This window comes from Pyxidicoccus trucidator, assembly GCF_010894435.1.
Classification (GTDB): Bacteria; Myxococcota; Myxococcia; order Myxococcales; family Myxococcaceae; genus Myxococcus; species Myxococcus trucidator.
The window spans coordinates 188321-205371 of sequence record NZ_JAAIXZ010000003.1; the positions used below are offsets into that span (position 1 = coordinate 188321).

A 17051-nucleotide genomic window follows, 5' to 3' on the forward strand; every position below is an offset into this window, starting at 1 on the left:
GTTCATCGGTCGAAGAAGTCTTCGTGAAGACGGGGAACCTTCGTGGGCTCCACCAGTTCGAGGCCAGGGAGCTCGCACGATTGGGGCGGGACGAGCGCTCCGGACGGCTGGAGTTCCAGGACGACTCGGTGCGCCCCCTTCGCACGGGTGAAGACCCGCTGAGGATTGCGAGCGCGTGGGATGGGCTGGTGGTGGACTACTTCAGCAAGTCCATTCGAGCGTCTCTCTACCTCTACTTCTGGAAGTGGGGCGACTCCACGGGGCTTGGAGTGGAGATCGACGACCAGGTGCCCTTCGTGGAGCCCGGTGGAATGGCTCAGGGAGAGTGGCTCGAGCGATTCATGTGCTCCTACGTCCAGGCCTGTGGCGCCGCCGCTTGTGCGAATGGGCGGGAGTGGCCCTATGCACTCGAGCCCTTGGAACCAGTTCAGCTCGTTTCCAGATGGCAGGAGGAGGGCTTGCCGCAGCCACCGTCGCGGGGCTTCTACATGGTGACGGCGGAGACGCTGAGAGCCGACGACATCACGTTGCTGCGGCAGCGGAACGACGCGAGGGCCAACCGCTGGTTGCGCTACTTCCAAACGCCCCCGAACTACCATGTACTCTCCACCTGGTCCCGCCGCGACTGGTGGGCTGCCTGAGTCAGCCTCACGTCCCATGTCCATCCGCAAGGACTACATCGAGCGCCTCATCGAGGAGTTCGCCGCCGCGCTGGCCCGCATCATCAAGGCCCGCCAGGAGCAGCGGCTCGCGGACGCGCAGCGCCTCATCCAGGACACGGCGCTCTTCGCGCTCGGCATGGAGTACGGCGCCCTATTGCTCGCGGACCCCGCGTCCACCGCGCGGCTGCTCGGCGACCCTTCGCGCGTGAAGGTCCTCGCCCGGCTGGTCGCCGAGGATGGCGAGGTGCTCCAGCAGCAGGGTGACACCGCCACCGCGACGGCCCGCTTCCAGTACGCGCTCGGGCTGTACGACGAGGCCCGGAGCCAGGGTCTCCCACCCGACGCGGACGACACCGCCACCCTCACCCGGCTTCGCGCGGCGCTCGGCCTGTCCGCCTGACCTCGCGCTCCACCCCGCGCGTCCACCGTCCGGCAGGCCCTTCGCGGACACCCACCGTGACAGGTCCCCACGCCTGGGATGATCCGCCCGGCTCGCTCCCTCGCCCGCGGGTTCCACGTCGGCTTGCGTCATTTGACGCTCTGCATTGGTCACCTTTCCAGCACTCCGGCTGCCTGCCTGCGTGACAGTCAACCGATTCATGAATGACCCGCTCGGGGCTTGGGTTGCCGGGTTGTCCACGCTCGCGGTTAAGATGGATCGCACCTCATCACGCTCCGCCTGGGGGGTGCGCGTGTCCTTCATCCAGCTACCTGAGAGCGTTGTTCCTTGTCGAAATCTGGTGGGAGGCGAGTGGCAGGTGCCACATGGCGCGCCCTTGCTCGACGTACGCAGCCCGTACACGGGCACCGTCATCGGCCGAGTGCCACTGACGCCCGCGGCCGGAGTCGCCCAGGCCGTGGAGGCCGCCCGGCCCGCCGCTGCCCTGTGGCGCTCCACGCCGCTGCGTGAGCGCACCCAGCATCTCCTCCGCTTCCGCCAGCTCCTGGAGCGCGACCTCGACCGGCTGGCGAATCTCGCTGCCAGCGAGGCCGGCAAGACGGTGGCGGAGGGGCGCGCCGGCCTGCTCAAGGGCATGGAGGTCTGCGACTTCGCGCTGTCCCTGCAGAACCTCGACACCGGCGGCCACATGGAGGTCAGCCGCGGCGTCACCTGCGAGCTGCGCCGCGAGCCGCTCGGCATCGTCGCCGGAATCACTCCGTTCAACTTCCCGGCCATGGTTCCGATGTGGATGTTCCCCATCGCCGTCACGCTGGGCAACGCCTTCATCCTCAAGCCCTCCGAGAAGGTGCCGCTCACGGCGACCGCGCTCGGCGAGCTGATGTGCGAGGCCGGCTTCCCGCCCGGTGTCTTCTCCGTCGTGCACGGCGGGAAGGAGGCGGTGGACGCGCTGGTGGCCCACCCGGACGTGCAGGCCATTGCCTTCGTGGGCTCGTCCGCCGTCGCGCGGCACCTGTACGCGGAGGGCTGCAAGCGCGGCAAGCGCGTGCTCGCCCTGGGCAGCGCGAAGAACCACGTCATCGTCGTCCCCGACGCGGACCCGGAGCTCACCCCGCAGTCCGTCGTCGACTCCTTCACCGGCTGCGCGGGCCAGCGCTGCATGGCCGCCAGCGTGCTGCTGGCCGTCGGTGACGTGGAGCCGCTGCTGAAGGAAATCATCCGCCGCGCCGAGCGGCTCGCGCCAGGCCCCGGCATGGGCGCCCTCATCGACCGGGGCGCGGTGGACCGGCTGGAGACGGCCATCGCCCGCGCGGAGGCCGAGGGGGCGAAGGTGGTGCTCGACGGGCGAGGCAAGCGGCCCTCCGGCGAGGTGTGGGTCGGCGGCAACTGGCTGGGGCCCACCGTCATCGACGGCGTGCGCCCGGAGATGGAGGCCGCGAAGCGCGAGCTGTTCGGCCCGGTGCTGTCCATCATCCGCGTGCCGACGCTGTCCGCCGCGCTGGAACTCGAGAACGCGTCGCCCTACGGCAACGCGGCGTCCATCTTCACCACCAACGGCGCGGTGGCGCAGGCGGTGGTGGAGGGCGTGCGCGCCGGCATGGTGGGCGTCAACGTGGGCGTCCCGGTGCCGCGTGAGCCCTTCTCGTTTGGCGGTACCGGTGACTCGCGCTTCGGCCATGGCGACATCACCGGTCCGTCCAGCCTCGATTTCTGGACGCAGCTGAAGAAGGTCACCCGCAAGTGGTCGGCTCGCACCGACGGCTCGTGGATGAGCTGACCCTTTCGCTTCGACTCCTCGCGCTCGACACACCCCCGCGCCCGCAAGGAGGGCGCTCCCATGGCAGACAAGAAGCCCGTCAACCATATCCGTCTCACCTCGCACCCGGATGGGGACAGCGTCGCCATCCGCTGGGGAGACGCCGAGCCGCTGCGCCGCGGCCCCGTGGTGGCCACCCTCACCGAGCCCGCGCACCGCAACGTCATCGGCACCCACTCCGGGGCGTACTCCGTCTACCGCGCGCTCGCCGTGGCCGCCGGCCAGCTCCCGCAGGACCACAAGGCGGACCTCAAGAACACCGCGCCCGCCGCGCAGGTGGGGCCGTACCCGTCCTGGAGCAACCCCGAGCGCATCGTCTCGCTGGACCCGTGGGGCGCGATTGCGCCGCAGGTCTTCCGCGCCTTCTCGGAGCAGGACGTCGACTTCCGGCCCACCATCGCCGTCACCAAGGCGCACATCAACCTGCCGGAGATTCGCGACGCGATTGAGGCGGGGCGCCTGAAGCCGGATGGCGACCTGCTCGCGGCCAATGGCGACGTCAAGGTGACGAAGGCCGCGGTGGAGCCGGTGTGGTACCTGCCGGGCATCGCGAAGCGCTTCGGGCTGACGGAGAGCGCGCTGCGCCGCGGCCTCTTCGAGCAGACGGGCGGCATGTTCCCGGAGCTGATTACCCGCCCGGACCTGCACGTCTTCCTGCCGCCCATCGGCGGGCTCACGCTGTATGTCTTTGGCGAAATCGCGACGCTGGCGGACAAGGAAGTCCCGCTGGCGGTGCGCGTGCATGACGAGTGCAACGGCTCGGACGTGTTCGGCAGCGACATCTGCACGTGCCGGCCGTACCTGGCGCACGGAATCGAGGAGTGCGTGCGCTCCGCGCAGAACGGCGGCGCGGGCCTCATCGTCTACCTGCGCAAGGAGGGCCGCGCGCTGGGCGAGGTGACGAAGTTCCTCGTCTACAACGCGCGCAAGCGGCAGGAGGGCGGCGACTCGGCGGCCACCTACTTCCATCGCACCGAGTGCGTGGCCGGCGTCCAGGACATGCGCTTCCAGGAGCTGATGCCGGACGTGCTGCACTGGCTGGGCATCACCCGCATCCACCGCTTCGTGTCCATGAGCGACATGAAGCACGACGCGATTACCCGCTCGGGCATCGAAATCCTGGAGCGCGTGCCGATTCCGGAGGACCTCATCCCCGCCGACGCCAAGGTGGAGATGGAGGCGAAGAAGGCGGCGGGCTACTTCACCAAGGGTCCCGTCGCGGACGCGGCCACGCTGGCGCAGGTGAAGGGACGGGGGCTCGATGTCTGACAACTCGCTGGCGAGGGCGGACGTCTCTCCGGCCGTGGCGTGGCTGCGCACGCCGGCCGCCATCCGCGAGCGGTGCCACCAGTTGCTCGACTTGGGGCTCGCCGGCCGGCTGGCGCACTTCCGCGTGGAGCCCGCGCGGCTGCCGGCGGTGGTGGACCGGGTGCTGGAGGTGACGCGGGAGCTGTACCCGAACCTGGACATTCCCCTGCACAGCCGCTGGGGCCACTTCGACGCGGGCGGCGTGAAGCGCGTGGAGGAGCTGGATGAGCGGCTGAAGGACGCGTCGCCGCAGGAGCGGGCCCGGGCGAAGCTGGACCTGGTGGTGGTGAGCGTGCTGCTGGACGCGGGCAGCGGGCCGAAGTGGCGCTACCGCGAGCGCGGCGGCGGCACGTGGGCGCGCTCCGAGGGCCTGGCGGTGGCCAGCTTCCGCATGTTCATGGACGGCGTCTTCTCCTCGGACCCGGACCGGCCGCTGCGCGCGGACGCGGAGGCGCTGGGCCGGCTCACCCGCGAGTCGCTCGCGCAGGGGATGCAGGTATCGGAGTCCAACCCGCTGGACGGGCTGGAGGGACGGCTGCACCTGCTGCACGGGCTGGCGAAGGTGCTGCCCCGGCCGGGCGCGCTGTTCGACATCATCACCGCGCAGCGGCGCGGCGTGCGGGCCTCGGAGCTGCTGGGGCTGGTGCTGGAGGTGCTGGGCCCCATCTGGCCGGGCCGCGTCATGGTGGACGCGGTGAACCTGGGCGACGTGTGGCCGCACTCGGCGCTGGGCCCGGTGGAGAGCGTGGACGCGCTGGTGCCCTTCCACAAGCTGTCGCAGTGGCTGACGTACTCGCTGGTGGAGCCGCTGGCGGAGGCCGGCGTGGTGGTGTCGGAGCTGGACGGCCTCACCGGCCTGCCCGAGTACCGCAACGGGGGCCTCTTCGTGGACCTGGGGGTGCTGGTGCCCCGGGACACGAAAATCACCACGGTGGCGCTGCACCCGGGCGACGAGCCGATTGTGGAGTGGCGCGCGCTGACGGTGGCGCTGCTCGACAGGGTGGCGGCGCTGGTGCGCGGCCGGCTGGGGATGAACGCCGAGGAGCTGCCGCTGGCGAAGGTGCTCCAGGGCGGGACGTGGACGGCGGGACGGCGGGTGGCGGCGGAGCTGCGGCCTGGCGGTGTGCCGCCCATCCGCGTGGACAGTGACGGCACGGTGTTCTGAAGACGGGTTTACCGAGGGAGCACGCAATGCAATTCCCGAACTGCACGGTGGTGGACCATCCGCTGGTGAAGCACAAGCTGACGCTGATGCGGCGGGCGGAGACGAGCACTGCCTCCTTCCGCGCCCTGCTCCAGGAAATCTCGCTGCTGCTGGCCTACGAGGCCTTCCGGGACTTGAAGCTGCGCGATGAGGAAATCCAGACGCCGATGGCGACGATGATGGCGCCGGTGCTGGATGGGAAGAAGCTGGTGCTGGTGGCCATCATGCGCGCGGGGCAGGGCATCCTGGACGGGATGCTGCAGCTGGTGCCGTCCGCGCGCGTGGGGCACATCGGCCTGTACCGAGACCCGGAGACGCTGGCGGCGGTGGAGTACTACTACCGGGTGCCGGGCCAGCTGGCGGACCGCGACGTGGTGGTGTGCGACCCGATGCTGGCCACGGGCAACTCGGCGGTGGCGGCGCTCCAGCGGCTGAAGAAGAGCAAGCCCGGCTCGGTGCGCTTCGTGTGTCTGCTGGCGAGCCCGGAAGGGCTGATGAACCTGCGCGAGCACCACCCGGACGTGCACGTGTACACGGCCGCGGTGGACGAGAAGCTCGACGAGCACGGGTACATCATCCCGGGCCTCGGTGACGCGGGCGACCGGCTGTTCGGGACGAAGTAGCGCGGAGGCGGTGGCTCCCTCTCCTGGCAGCAAGCCCCTGGGCTCCGGAACGGAGTCGGGGCAGAATGCACGTTCCGCGAGGGCCGGCGCGCCAGGAGCAGGGAGTCTGTGAATGCGTCGGATGTGTCTTCAGGCCCGGGGTGTAGCGGCGTGGCTCGGGTTCGTGGGAGTGCTGGGGTTCTCGGGAGCGGCGTGGGCGAAGGAGCCGCTTGGCTGCTTCGTGCAGAACCCGCGCCTGAGTCCCGCTGACTCGTGCCTCACCGTCACCTCCAGTGAGAACCGCCAGGCCGTCTTGGTAGGGAACAACTGCGATGTGCCCGTGACGCTGACGGAGGTGCCGCTTCAGGATGACGCGTGCCGGCTGACGGGCTGCACTGCGCAGCTCGAGTCCGGGCAACAGGCCTTCTTCTCCTACAGCGAAGTCCAGCGGCTGAGCCAGGATGTCTCCATGCAGGACTCCTACCGCGTGAAGATTGGCGACGGTGAGGAGCAGACCCTGACCCTGTTCGCGGACATCCGGTGTTCGACCTTCCCGTCGGATGACGAGGGCTGTGCCGCGGCTCCCGGCGCGCTGGCCGCGCTGGGGGTGATGCTCCTGGCGGTGCCGGTGGTGCGCAGGCGGCGGCGCGGCTGAGACGTCGGCTCTTCAGGACGGCGGGCGGTTATCGAACGCGAGGCGCTTGTCGTTCCGTGGATGGGTGAACGCCAACGCCTTGTCAGAACGGCGGGCGGCTCTCGAATTCGAGGCGCTCGCCGGTGCGTGGATGGGCGAACGCCAACGCCTCGGCGTGGAGCATCAGCCGTGTGTCATCGCGGCCGTACAGCGTGTCACCGATGATGGGAGCGTCGAGGCCGAGCGGATGCGCAACGTGGGCTCGGAGTTGGTGAGTGAGTCGGGTCCGCGGCAGGAGCGTGACGCGGGTCCGGGCGTCGGCCCGCTGGGTGACGCGCCACTCCGTCACCGCGCGCTTGCCGTGGGCCGGGTCCACGAGGTGCCGGAGTTGCTCATCCACGTCCGAACGGAGCAGTAGCTCGATGACGCCGTGGTCTCCGGTCACCGCTCCGTCGAGCCAGGCCACGTGGCGCAGGTCCGCCTCACGGCGCGCCAGTTGCCGGCGCAGTGCCGCCAGTGTCTCCGCGTCCTTCGCCAGGAGCAGGATCCCGGAGGCTTCGGTGTCGAGCGCATGCACGACCGCGAGCTTCGACGCCTCCGGCGCCCGCTGCTGGAAGCGGACGAGCACCGAGTCCCGCTGCGGCGCATGGCGGCCGGGCGCGGAGGGCAGCCCGGCCGGCTTGTCCACCACGAGCAGCCACGCGTCCTCGAACACGAGCCGTGGCTCCTCCAGCGGCATGGGGCCCGTGCTCCCGGGCGGCGCCGGGTCCACGGCCAGCCCTTCCAGCATGTACGGCAACACCTTCCCGCACTTGCCCTGACAGGCCGGGTAGTACCCACCCGTGAGTCGCTCGCCCTTCACTGGCAGCGCACCCCACCAGAACTCCGCGAGCGCTACGGGCCTCAGGCGATGCTGATACGCCCAGGCGAAGAGCTTGGGCGCGGCGCAGTCTCCCGCTCCGCCTGGAGGCGCCTCGGGCTCGAACAGGGCCGTGAGGGATTGGCGTTCCCCCCGCGCGTTCGGGAGGACGTAGCTGTCCGTGAGCCGCCGCCAGAGCTGGCGCGAGCGCTCCGCGCGCAGGTGCTCGACTTCCGCACGGCCCGCGTCGGGCTCCCTCGGGTCCGCGCGGCGCAATTCCAGCTCGCGCAGCTCCGCCTGCCCTTCAGGCCAGAACGTGTCGCGCGACACGGGGTCGAACAGCGGCGGCGCGAAGCCCTCGACGTGCCAGCTTCCACCGAGCATGCCGGAGAACGCGCACAGGTAGCCGAGGCGGCCGTCCCCCGCCGCGACGACCAGCACCCCGAACATCTTCCCGCCACCGGGTGCGTCGAGGACTCCCACGTCGAAGCCTGTGAGGTCTCCCCTCAGTAGCCGCGCTTGCAGCGCCTCGGCGGCACGGCGCGCGAGTGGATGCGGAGGGCTCGGGTCGAACGGACTCGCGAGCCGTGCCGGCAGCTCGGACAGAGCGGGCCGGGGCTCGAAGTACGTCAGGCCTGCTGGCGGGGGCGCCTCGCTCACGATGCCTCCCTCTACCAGTCGCACCTTGGGCTCGGATACGGGTGGGAGCGGGCGGGTGCCGGACTGCCTGGCAGGCGCCTCGCTGGCGCACCGCGAATCCACCACCTCTCTCAGATTTCCGAGTACGACGTGGGCTTCTCTCCACTCCAAGTGCGCGAATTGTGGGGCCGCGTCCCCTGGTCCGCGCCTTGCTCCTCGGGTCGCGATGTCACTCTCCGAAGGAGCACCGATGCGTTGGAAGCTGATGCTGGGATGTTGCCTCGCGGTGATGGGCTTCGCGGCCTGTGGCTCGGAGGACTCGGATGAGAACCAGTGGAGGAAGGGGCGGCTGACCCTGAGGGAGGGGAAGTCGTTCGACCAGGCGCAGGCGTGTGGCGTGGACCTGCCCCAGTGCCCGCAGGGCCTCGGCTGCATCGCCTTCACGCTGGATGGCGTGTCCCAGGCACGCTGCGTGAACGAGTCCACCGTCTGTTCGGACCTGCTCTCCTGCACCGGCGGCACCGAGTGCGTCGTCCTCGACTCGTATCCCGGCCAGGTGACGTGCTCCGGTCGGTGCACCTCGGACTGTGACTCGTCCGTGTCCGTGTCCAACCCCTAGCTCCCGGACGGGAGCAACCCGAGGTGCAGTCCCCATGAAGGGCAGCCACTGTTGATGTCTGCCATTCCATGGCAGTCTGCGCGCCGCATGGTGAACCCTGTCGGAGTCGTGGTGCAGCGCGGGATGCGCGTCCTGCTGTTGTGTGTGCTGGCCCTGGTGTCCGCCGCCTGTGGCGATGACAAGTGCGACGGTGGCGGGATGCCCGCCTTCGGATGCCCCTTCTTCGCGGAGGACGGGACGGTGCTTCCGGAGCGGATGGAGCACGTCCGGCGCGTCGCCACTCCGGTGGAGGTGAACGGGGACTTCTCCGAGGCCGAGCTGGTCCGTCCGACAGCGCCGGTGATGAGTGCCGTCTTCCTCTCCTTTCCCGTCGAGCAGGACCAGCGCTACCGCTTCAGCTGCCAGGGCATCACGCTCGCGGGCTGCGCCGTCCACATCCTGGATGGGGCCGGGCGGGTCATCGCCTCACCACCGCGCTTCGGCTCCGGGGGCCCGGAGGGCCGCCTCGCTTTCAGGGCCACCGAGGAGGGAACCTGGTACGCGATGGTCACGTTGTCCTCCACCTTCCTTTCGGACTCCGGCACGTTCCGCTACCGGCTCCAGGGGTTTGGCCTGGATGCGCACGGTGACAGCCCCGAGGAGGCGAGCCTGCTCAGCCCTTCGCCCGAGCCGTTTCCGGGCGGCCTGCAGGGGCCGGGCGACCAGGACGTCTTCGCGTTCGCCGCCACGGCGGGGAATGTCTACGCCCTGACCTGCGAGGGACCGGGTGACTCCATCCCCTGGCGCCTGTCCCTGGCGGGAGGCGAGCTGCACGCGTTCCCCGCGCAGGGGCAGGCCCGCCTGGCCTTCGAGGCGGAGACGTCGGGCACGATGTTCGTCTCCATCTCGTATGACGAGGCGTTTCTTTCACCCGAGGAGGAGGAGCCCGAGTACCCGGCGCCCGGCTATACCTGCCGCTTCGAGGCGCTGGGGCCGGATGACCACGGCGACGCGAATGACCGGGCCACGGCGCTGGACCTGCCCGTGAGCGAGCTGGCCGGCAACCTCGAGGCGCAGGGAGACCGGGACGTCTTCTCGCTCCAGCTCGTGGCCTCGCACTACTACCAGGTGAGCTGCGTTCCGGTGGGCTCGGGGCGCTGCGAGGTCCTGCTCGCGGCGGAGGCAGGTGCGCAGCCGTGGCAGGCCTTCGGCGGCTCCTCGTGGAAGCCCCGCTCCACCGGCACCCACTTCCTGCGGGTCTCCGGAGACGGCGCGTACCGCCTGTCGGTGGAGGACCGGGGACTGGATGCCCACGGCGAAACGAAGGAGGAGGCCACCCTGCTCACCGTCTCGGAGACGCCGGGCCAGGGCAGCTTCCAGGTGCGCGACGACGTGGACGCCTTCGCCTTCGACGCGCAGCCAGACGGCATCTACGAGCTGACCTGTGAGTGGGCCGCCACGGGGCCGCAGGACGTGCTCCGGATGGAGTGGAGCGGGGGAGATGCGACGGGCGGAGGGTTCTCGAGCGCTTCGCGGAGCTTCCTGGCCGTGGAGCCTCGGGTCGCGACCCGAATCACGGTCCTGCTCTCCGGCCCGAGCGCGAGCACGCCGCGGCCCTACACCTGCGTCCTGCGGACGCGGCAGGATGACCATGGAGACAGCCTCGCGGACGCGGCCGCGCTGTCCTTCCCCGCCTCGTTCACCACCCGCACCGACCTCCCGCTGGACACGGACTTCCTCCGGTTCGCCGTGGAGGCGGACCATGTCTATCGCTTCACGTGCGCAGACGCGGCCGCCCCCTGCGCGTTCCGCCTGTTCAATGAGAACTCGTGGCCCATGCACTCCAGCCAGGCTCCGGACAGGATGTTCATCGAGCACGCTCCGGCGCAGGCGGGCGTCGTCTACCTGGAGGTGCGCGGGCCCCTGGGCGTCGTGCTCTCCGTGACGGCCACGGACCTGGGGCCGGATGACCATGGGGATGACCGGGCCACGGCCACTCCCATCTCCATTGGCGTGCCCGTCCGCGTGTATGTGCCCTTCGAGGACCCGGATGTGCTCCGGTTCGAAGCGGCCCCCCTGCGGTACTACCGCGTCCGGTGCGTGCGGCCGGACGGGACGCTCTCGCGCTTCTGCTCCGTGTCCTCCCCCTCGGACCCGTTCTTCACCGGCACCCGGACGGAGCAGGGGGTCCTGGTGAAGATGCCGGAGGCAGGCCCGCTCTTCATCACCATCCATGGCCGCAACGAGCCGGGCGAGCACACCGTCACCGTCGAGGACCTGGGCCCGGATGACCATGGCGACCGCGCCACCGAGGCCACGCCGCTGACGCTCGGCGTCCCCATGGAGGGAGCCCTGGAGATGACCGGGGACAAGGACGTGGTCTCCGTGGAGCTCGCCGCCAACGAGCCGCGGCAGGCGCTCTTCCCCGCGGGCGTGTTCGTCCTGGTGATGGGGCCTGGTGAGCACACGCGCTCGCTCGACGCGGAGGGGCGCTTCACGACCTGGACGGCCGGGCGCTACACCCTCCACGTGACGGCCAACTCCGCCAACGGGTACCCCATGCACTACCAACTGGAGCTTCGCTAGCTCCCGGACGGGAGCCCTCCCGAATGGTTTCCCCATGGAGGGCAGTCTTTGTTGAAGCCTGCCATTCCATGACAGGCTTCGCACCTCATGGCAGACCTTTTCGGAATCCTGGGGCAGCGCGGCGCTCGCGGCCTCGTCCTTTGCATGATGGCCCTGCTGTCCGTCGCCTGCGGCGACGACTACACGTGCGAGGGCCGTGAGGGCACCGTCCCCGAGTGCCCCTTCTTCGCGGAGGACGGGACCCTCACCCCGAAGCAACTGGAGTTCATCCAGCGCGTCGCCACCCCGGTGACGGTGAACGGGGGCTTCTCCGAGGCCGAGCTCGTCGAGCCCAGGGAGCCGGCGGTGAATGCCGCCTTCTTCTCCTTCCCCGTCGAGCAGGGCCACCGCTACCGCTTCGCCTGCCTGGGCCGCACGCTCGAAAGCTGCACCGTGCGAATCCTGAACGGGGAGGGGCGGCGCGTCGGGCTTCCCATCAACGGCGCGACGGGCAAGGAGCTCGGCGTCGCCTTCAAGGTCCGCGAGCGTGGCACGTACTACGCGATGGTGGTGCCGCTGTTGCCCCAGCCTGGCGCGCGGTTCGGCACGTTCCGCTACCGGCTCCAGGGCTTCGGCGTGGACGAGCACGGCGACCGGCCCGAGGAGGCCAGCGGCCTGGGCCCCTCGTCCGAGCCGTTCTCCGGGACGCTGCAGGGGCCGGGTGACCATGACGTCTTCTCGTTCTCCGCCGTCGAGGGGGGCATCTACGGCTTCACCTGTGAGGGACCTGGAGATCGCCTCGCCTGGCGCCTGTCCACGTCCGCGAGCACGCTGAACAACACCGCGAGCCCCTTGGAGGGGCAGGCCCGCCTGGTCTTCAAGGCCGAGGCCACGGGCACGAGGCTCCTCTCCATCGAGTACGCGCACCCGGACTTCGCGCCACCGGGGGAGACGCCCGAGGACCTCACGCCCGGCTACACGTGCCGCTTCGAGTGGCTGGGCTCGGACGACCATGGCGACACGAATGCCCGGGCGACGGTGCTGGGCCTGCCCGTGAGCAGCGCGGCCGGCGCCCTCGAGTCCCCGGGGGACTCGGACGTCTTCTCGCTCACGCTCGAGGCCGCGCACTACTACCGCGTGCGCTGTGTCACGGTGGGCTCGGGAAGCTGCAACGTCCTGTTCCTGCCGGAGGCGGGGACGCCGCCGCAGCAGTCCTCGGTCGCGGACCTGTGGAGGACGCGCTCCGCCGGCACCCACTTCGTTCGGTTGTGGGGATGGGGGGCGTACCTCCTGACGGTGGAGGGCCTGGGGCCGGACGCGCACGGCAACACGGCGGAGGACGCCACCGTGCTCACCGTCTCGGAGACGCCCGTCCAGGGGGCCATCGAGCTTCGCGAGGACGTTGACGTCTTCGTCTTCGACGCGCAGCCCGGGGCCGTCTACGAGCTGACGTGTGAGTGGGTCGCCACGAGCCTGGACGACCAGCTCCGGCTGTCGTGGAGGGACGACCCGGGCAGGAGCGCGGGCCTGACGGGCAGCTTCGCCCCGGCCCCTTCACGCTCCGTCCTGACCTTCGAGCCGCTGAGCCCCACGCGCTACACGGTGTGGGTGTCCAGTGAGCGCCTGCGCGCGCCGATACCCTACACCTGCGTCCTGCGGAGCCTGCGGGACGACCATTGAGACAGGCCCGTTGACGCCACCGCCAGGGTCTTCCCGGCGACGTTCACCAGCAATAGCGAAACCCCACTGGACCGGGACGTCCTCCGCTTCTCCCTGGAGGCGGGGCGCCGGTGACGGGGGGGTACTCGCTAGCGCGGCCCGCGCGGAAGGCGTAGGCCCGGGGTCATCCACACCCGGGACCCCTCGTGACGGAGGGGCTTCCTTCCGAGTCGGGTGGCTGGACTAATGTCACGCAGGTGACTCTTCCCGCGCTGCTGCTCCTGCCCGTGCTGTGCGCCGCCACGCCCACCCGCGTGGAGCTCGTGTTCGGCGGGGACGTGATTCCGCACGGCGAGGTGAAGCGGGTGGCCACGCTGCACGCGCGCTCGGGCGCGAAGCCGGCGGAGGGTGGCGCGGCGCCCTCGCTCAACCACGACGGGTGGGACCACGTCTTTGGGCCCGTCACCGACGTGCTGCGCACCGCGGACGTGGGCGTCGTCAATCTGGAGACGCCCGTCACCGACAACAAGAAGGCCGTCACGCGTGAGCTGCTCTTCAACGCTCCGTCGGCCATGGCGCAGGCGCTCGCCTCCGCCGGGGTGAAGGTGGTGTCCACCGCCAACAACCACGCGAGGGACCAGCACCCCACGGGCCTGCTGGAGACGCTGCGCCACCTGGACGCGGCCGGCATCCGCCACGCGGGCACCGGGCCGTCGAAGTCCGCCGCGTGGGAGCCCGTCTTCATGGACGTGCGCGGGGTGCGGCTGGGCTTCCTGTCCTTCACGCGCTGGCTCAACGGCTTCAGCAACCCGAAGGACGAGGTGGGGGCCCACGTCGCCTTCGTGCCCTACCCGGAGCACCGGCACCTGCGGGGCCTCAAGCCCGACGAGGCCGAGGCCGCCGTGCGCGCCGCGGCGGCGAAGTGCGACGCGCTCATCGTCCTGGTGCACTGGGGCCTGGAGTACAAGGACGCGCCGCACCCGGATGACCGCAAGCTGGGCCGCGCGCTGCTGGAGGCGGGCGCGAAGGCCGTCATCGGCCACCACCCGCATGTGCTCCAGCCGCTGGAGGCGTACCCCACGGCGGACGGGCGGCGCGGGCTCATCGCGTACTCGCTGGGCAACCTGGTGGCGAACCAGGACCGCTTCTACCGCCACGTGCCCGGCGGCAAGGGCTCGGCCGGGGACAAGCGCGACTCCATGCTGCTCCGTGTCTCGCTGGTGCGGCCCGAGCCGGGCGCGCCCGTGACGCTGGAGGACGTGGCCGTGCTGCCCGTCTGGATTGAGAACAACGCCGTGGGCCGCGCGCGCAAGGAAGCGCGCAACATCCAGCCGGTGCTCATCGACCGGGAGCTGGAGGCGGTGGCGGAGCGGCTCGCCGCGCTGGCGGCCCGGCCCGCGCCGCTGGACAAGGCGGCTCGCGCGGAGAAGGCGCAACTGGAGCGCAGGCAGGCCAGCTCCCAGCACCGGCGTGAGCGCATCCTCCGCATGCTGCCCATGGGCTTCGCCGTGGCCTCGCCCGCGTTGCGCCAGCGCGAGGCGAGCGTCCTGCCCCAGGCGTCCGGAGCCGGCGGCCGGGTGGCCTCGCAGTCCGCGCCCTGAGGACCTTCGGGCCTCCGCGCTTCCGAGCTGGGGCTCGGGGTTTCGGCGACGGGTGCACGCTCCGACGCGGCACGGCTTGAACTCGGGGTGCGTGCTGTCACTAAGTGGCGGGTTCCACCTTGAAGGGAGCCCCCGTGTCCCATCTCCGCCTCTGGAGACGCTGTTCCGCTGTCGCCCTGTCGCTGGCCCTGGCGTGTACCCCCGCGCAGGAGGAGCCCGCCGAGGCGGCTCGGCTCGAGCCGACGTCCGCCACCGCGCAGGAGCTGGGGGTGGGAGGCTTCGCCGAGCTGCACCACCACATGTTCGCGGAGGAGGCCTTCGGCGGCGGCTGGTTCCACGGCACCGTCACGGACGCGCTCTCGCGGTGTGACGGCGGGTGGCCGGAGAGCGACCACGCGCGCGTCCGCATGGACTTGAGCGGGCTGCTCAACCTGTGCCCCAACTCCGGCGGCGTGGACCTGAGCGGAGTGCCCATTCTCGCGGGCCTGTTCGGCATCGGCGGCGCGGTGGGCTCGGAGTTCCTCGGGAAGATTGAGGGCACGCAGGGCGACACCGGCCTGCATGACGGCCGGCGCAACCCCAATACGCAGTGGCCCCGCTGGGACACGATTGCGCACCAGCAGTCGTGGGAGGGCTGGCTGCGGCAGGCGCACCAGGGCGGCATGTCGCTGGTGGTGGTGTCGGCGGTGAGCAACAAGTTCCTCTGCGAGGCGCTGCCGCCGCAGAACCGCACGCGCCCGTGTGACGAGATGGTGGACGTGGAGGTGCAGCTCCAGAAGGCGCGCGACTTCGCCACCACCCGCGACTGGGTGGACCTGGCGCTGACGCCCGCGGACGCCCGGCGCATCATCTCCGAGGGCAAGCTGGCGATGGTGCTGTCGATTGAGTCGAGCCGCCTGTTCGGCGTCGCCGACTGGCAGGCCGAGCTGAACCGCTTCCACGCGCTGGGCGTGCGCACGCTGCAGCCGGTGCACCAGCTGGACAACCGCTTCGGTGGCGCGGCGCCGCACAACGCCATCTTCCAGGCGGCGCAGTTCCTGGAGAACTGTCACATCGACTCGGACTGCGGGCTCACCGTGGGCGGGCTCACCCTGGGCTTCGACGTGGACTCGCAGTGCCGCAACGTGCGCGGCCTCACCGCCGAGGGCCAGCAGCTCATCCAGGCGATGATGAACAAGGGGATGCTCATCGACCTGGCGCACCTGTCCGAGAAGGGCATCCGCGACGCGTACGCGGTGGCCGAGCGGAACCAGTACTACCCGCTCTATGTGAGCCACGGCCACTTCCGCGAGGTGATGAACGGCAAGCTGGCGGACGACGAGAAGACGACGCCCGCGTGGGTGGCGCAGCTGCTGCGGCGCACGGGCGGCATGTTCGGCCTGCGCACGGCGCATGACGAGACGCGCACGTATACGAAGTCCGGCATCGCCAACAACTGCCAGGGCTCCAGCCGCTCCCTCGCGCAGGCGTACGAGTACGGCCGGCAGGGGCTCAAGTTGCCGATGGCGTTCGGCGCGGATTTCAATGGCTTCATCCAGCAGACGCGGCCGCGCTTCGGGCCGAACGGCGCGTGCTCGGCGGGCTTCCAGGCGGAGGCGGATGCGCAGGCGCGCGAGCAGGAGCTGCAAGGCCCGGGGCGGCTGGGCACGGCGTTCGACGAGCAGGGGCTGGCGCACGTGGGCCTGCTGCCGGATTTGCTGCGGGACATGCGCAACCTGGGGGCGAACACCGCGCCGCTGGAGAGCTCGGCGGAGACGTTCATCCGGATGTGGGAGCGGGCCGCGGGTCCGCGCGGCGGCATGGTGGACGCGGCGCTGGACATCGACACCAGCGGCGTGGCGCCGTGGGTGAAGCCGGAGGACCGGGAGAATGCGTACCCCACGGTGTGCGGCGCGCACTACGCGCCGGACAGCAAGGTGCTGAACCAGGGCTGCCGCTTCGACGCCGAGTGCATCAGCGACCAGTGCACCTCCGTGCTGTGCAACACGTTCGACGGGCGCTGCGTGTGCAACGACGACGGGGACTGCGGCCAGGCGGCGTACTGCCAGGACGAGATTCCGGGCAACCCGGGGGACAACGACTGCGTGGCGAAGAAGGCGGACCACGTGTCGTGCAGCCGGGATGGGCAGTGCCAGTCCGGTGAGTGCGGCGGCTGCGCGGACGCGGTGGGCTGGTGCTTCACGCCGAGGTCCAAGGCGTATGGGCAGACGTGCAAGTCCGACAACGAGTGCACCACGGACCGGTGCAGCGCGGACTGCTACGTGAATCCCACGGGGAGCTGCCTGTGCGACAGCGACTCGCACTGCGGCGGCGGGCAGTACTGCGGCTGGGGCTTCAACTCGGGCAAGTGCCAGAACAAGAAGGGCCGCGGGGCGGCGTGCTCGGCGGACCGCGAGTGCCAGTCCGGGACGTGCCGGTGGTCGTTCACCTGTAAGTGACGTGGCTCCGGGGTGCGGACCCCGGGACTGTAATTTTGGCCACTGACTCCGGGATTTCCCGGCAGC

At 70.6% G+C, this 17051-nt stretch carries 13 protein-coding genes; 12 read left to right on the plus strand and 1 reads right to left on the minus strand.

The window, feature by feature from the left end; all coding sequences use genetic code 11:
- Window positions 1-23: 23 nt before the first annotated feature.
- The 7 genes from G4D85_RS10845 (at window position 24) to G4D85_RS10875 (ending at window position 6647) form a co-directional block, all read left to right on the plus strand.
- Window positions 24-641, plus strand: a complete 618-nt coding sequence (locus tag G4D85_RS10845) for a hypothetical protein (RefSeq protein ID WP_164010871.1) — start codon at window positions 24-26, stop codon at window positions 639-641.
- A gap of 16 nt (window positions 642-657) precedes the next feature.
- The gene (locus tag G4D85_RS10850; RefSeq protein WP_164010873.1) at window positions 658-1062 is read left to right on the plus strand and encodes a hypothetical protein; all 405 of its coding nucleotides are present in this window, start codon (window positions 658-660) and stop codon (window positions 1060-1062) included.
- Window positions 1063-1315: 253 nt separating this feature from the next.
- Window positions 1316-2839: a CoA-acylating methylmalonate-semialdehyde dehydrogenase gene (gene mmsA, locus G4D85_RS10855; protein WP_164010875.1), complete on the plus strand. Its 1524-nt coding sequence runs from the start codon at window positions 1316-1318 to the stop codon at window positions 2837-2839.
- A gap of 60 nt (window positions 2840-2899) precedes the next feature.
- Window positions 2900-4147: a GTP cyclohydrolase II gene (locus G4D85_RS10860; protein WP_164010877.1), complete on the plus strand. Its 1248-nt coding sequence runs from the start codon at window positions 2900-2902 to the stop codon at window positions 4145-4147.
- Window positions 4140-5351, plus strand: coding sequence for a DUF1688 family protein (locus G4D85_RS10865; RefSeq protein WP_164010879.1), 1212 nt, complete (start codon window positions 4140-4142; stop codon window positions 5349-5351). The genes G4D85_RS10860 and G4D85_RS10865 overlap by 8 nt, the downstream gene beginning before the upstream one ends.
- A gap of 26 nt (window positions 5352-5377) precedes the next feature.
- The gene (upp, locus tag G4D85_RS10870) at window positions 5378-6013 is read left to right on the plus strand and encodes a uracil phosphoribosyltransferase (protein WP_164010880.1); all 636 of its coding nucleotides are present in this window, start codon (window positions 5378-5380) and stop codon (window positions 6011-6013) included.
- 112 nt (window positions 6014-6125) lie between these two features.
- Window positions 6126-6647 (plus strand): MXAN_0125 family MYXO-CTERM protein, encoded by a 522-nt coding sequence (locus tag G4D85_RS10875; protein WP_164010882.1) that lies wholly within the window; start codon window positions 6126-6128, stop codon window positions 6645-6647.
- Between the two features lie 82 nt (window positions 6648-6729).
- Here G4D85_RS10875 and G4D85_RS10880 read toward each other — a convergent pair whose 3' ends face one another.
- On the minus strand, window positions 6730-8145 hold the full coding sequence (locus tag G4D85_RS10880; RefSeq protein WP_240359203.1) for an RluA family pseudouridine synthase: 1416 nt from the start codon (window positions 8143-8145) through the stop codon (window positions 6730-6732).
- Between the two features lie 229 nt (window positions 8146-8374).
- On the opposite strand from G4D85_RS10880, the gene G4D85_RS10885 reads away from it, so the two are divergent.
- The 5 genes from G4D85_RS10885 to G4D85_RS10905 all read left to right on the plus strand — a co-directional run bounded on the left by G4D85_RS10885 (window position 8375) and on the right by G4D85_RS10905 (window position 16985).
- Entirely contained in the window at window positions 8375-8743 is a 369-nt protein-coding gene (locus tag G4D85_RS10885) for a hypothetical protein (RefSeq protein WP_164010884.1), read from the plus strand.
- An 87-nt stretch (window positions 8744-8830) separates the two neighbouring features.
- Window positions 8831-11308, plus strand: a complete 2478-nt coding sequence (locus G4D85_RS10890; protein WP_164010887.1) for a hypothetical protein — start codon at window positions 8831-8833, stop codon at window positions 11306-11308.
- 87 nt (window positions 11309-11395) lie between these two features.
- On the plus strand, window positions 11396-12967 hold the full coding sequence (locus G4D85_RS10895; protein ID WP_164010889.1) for a hypothetical protein: 1572 nt from the start codon (window positions 11396-11398) through the stop codon (window positions 12965-12967).
- Window positions 12968-13203: 236 nt separating this feature from the next.
- Window positions 13204-14547 (plus strand): CapA family protein, encoded by a 1344-nt coding sequence (locus G4D85_RS10900; RefSeq protein WP_164010891.1) that lies wholly within the window; start codon window positions 13204-13206, stop codon window positions 14545-14547.
- Between the two features lie 134 nt (window positions 14548-14681).
- On the plus strand, window positions 14682-16985 hold the full coding sequence (locus G4D85_RS10905; protein ID WP_164010893.1) for a membrane dipeptidase: 2304 nt from the start codon (window positions 14682-14684) through the stop codon (window positions 16983-16985).
- The last annotated feature ends 66 nt before the right edge of the window (window positions 16986-17051 follow it).

What these genes read in the sequence shown, in the direction of transcription:
- G4D85_RS10860 (WP_164010877.1), top strand. Translation starts at nt 2,900, where the DNA reads ATGGCAGACAAGAAGCCCGTCAACCATATCCGTCTCACCTCGCACCCG.
- mmsA (WP_164010875.1), top strand. Translation starts at nt 1,316, where the DNA reads ATGGATCGCACCTCATCACGCTCCGCCTGGGGGGTGCGCGTGTCCTTC.
- upp (WP_164010880.1), top strand. Translation starts at nt 5,378, where the DNA reads ATGCAATTCCCGAACTGCACGGTGGTGGACCATCCGCTGGTGAAGCAC.
- G4D85_RS10895 (WP_164010889.1), top strand. Translation starts at nt 11,396, where the DNA reads ATGGCAGACCTTTTCGGAATCCTGGGGCAGCGCGGCGCTCGCGGCCTC.
- G4D85_RS10885 (WP_164010884.1), top strand. Translation starts at nt 8,375, where the DNA reads ATGCGTTGGAAGCTGATGCTGGGATGTTGCCTCGCGGTGATGGGCTTC.
- G4D85_RS10865 (WP_164010879.1), top strand. Translation starts at nt 4,140, where the DNA reads ATGTCTGACAACTCGCTGGCGAGGGCGGACGTCTCTCCGGCCGTGGCG.
- G4D85_RS10890 (WP_164010887.1), top strand. Translation starts at nt 8,831, where the DNA reads ATGGTGAACCCTGTCGGAGTCGTGGTGCAGCGCGGGATGCGCGTCCTG.
- G4D85_RS10875 (WP_164010882.1), top strand. Translation starts at nt 6,126, where the DNA reads ATGCGTCGGATGTGTCTTCAGGCCCGGGGTGTAGCGGCGTGGCTCGGG.
- G4D85_RS10850 (WP_164010873.1), top strand. Translation starts at nt 658, where the DNA reads ATGTCCATCCGCAAGGACTACATCGAGCGCCTCATCGAGGAGTTCGCC.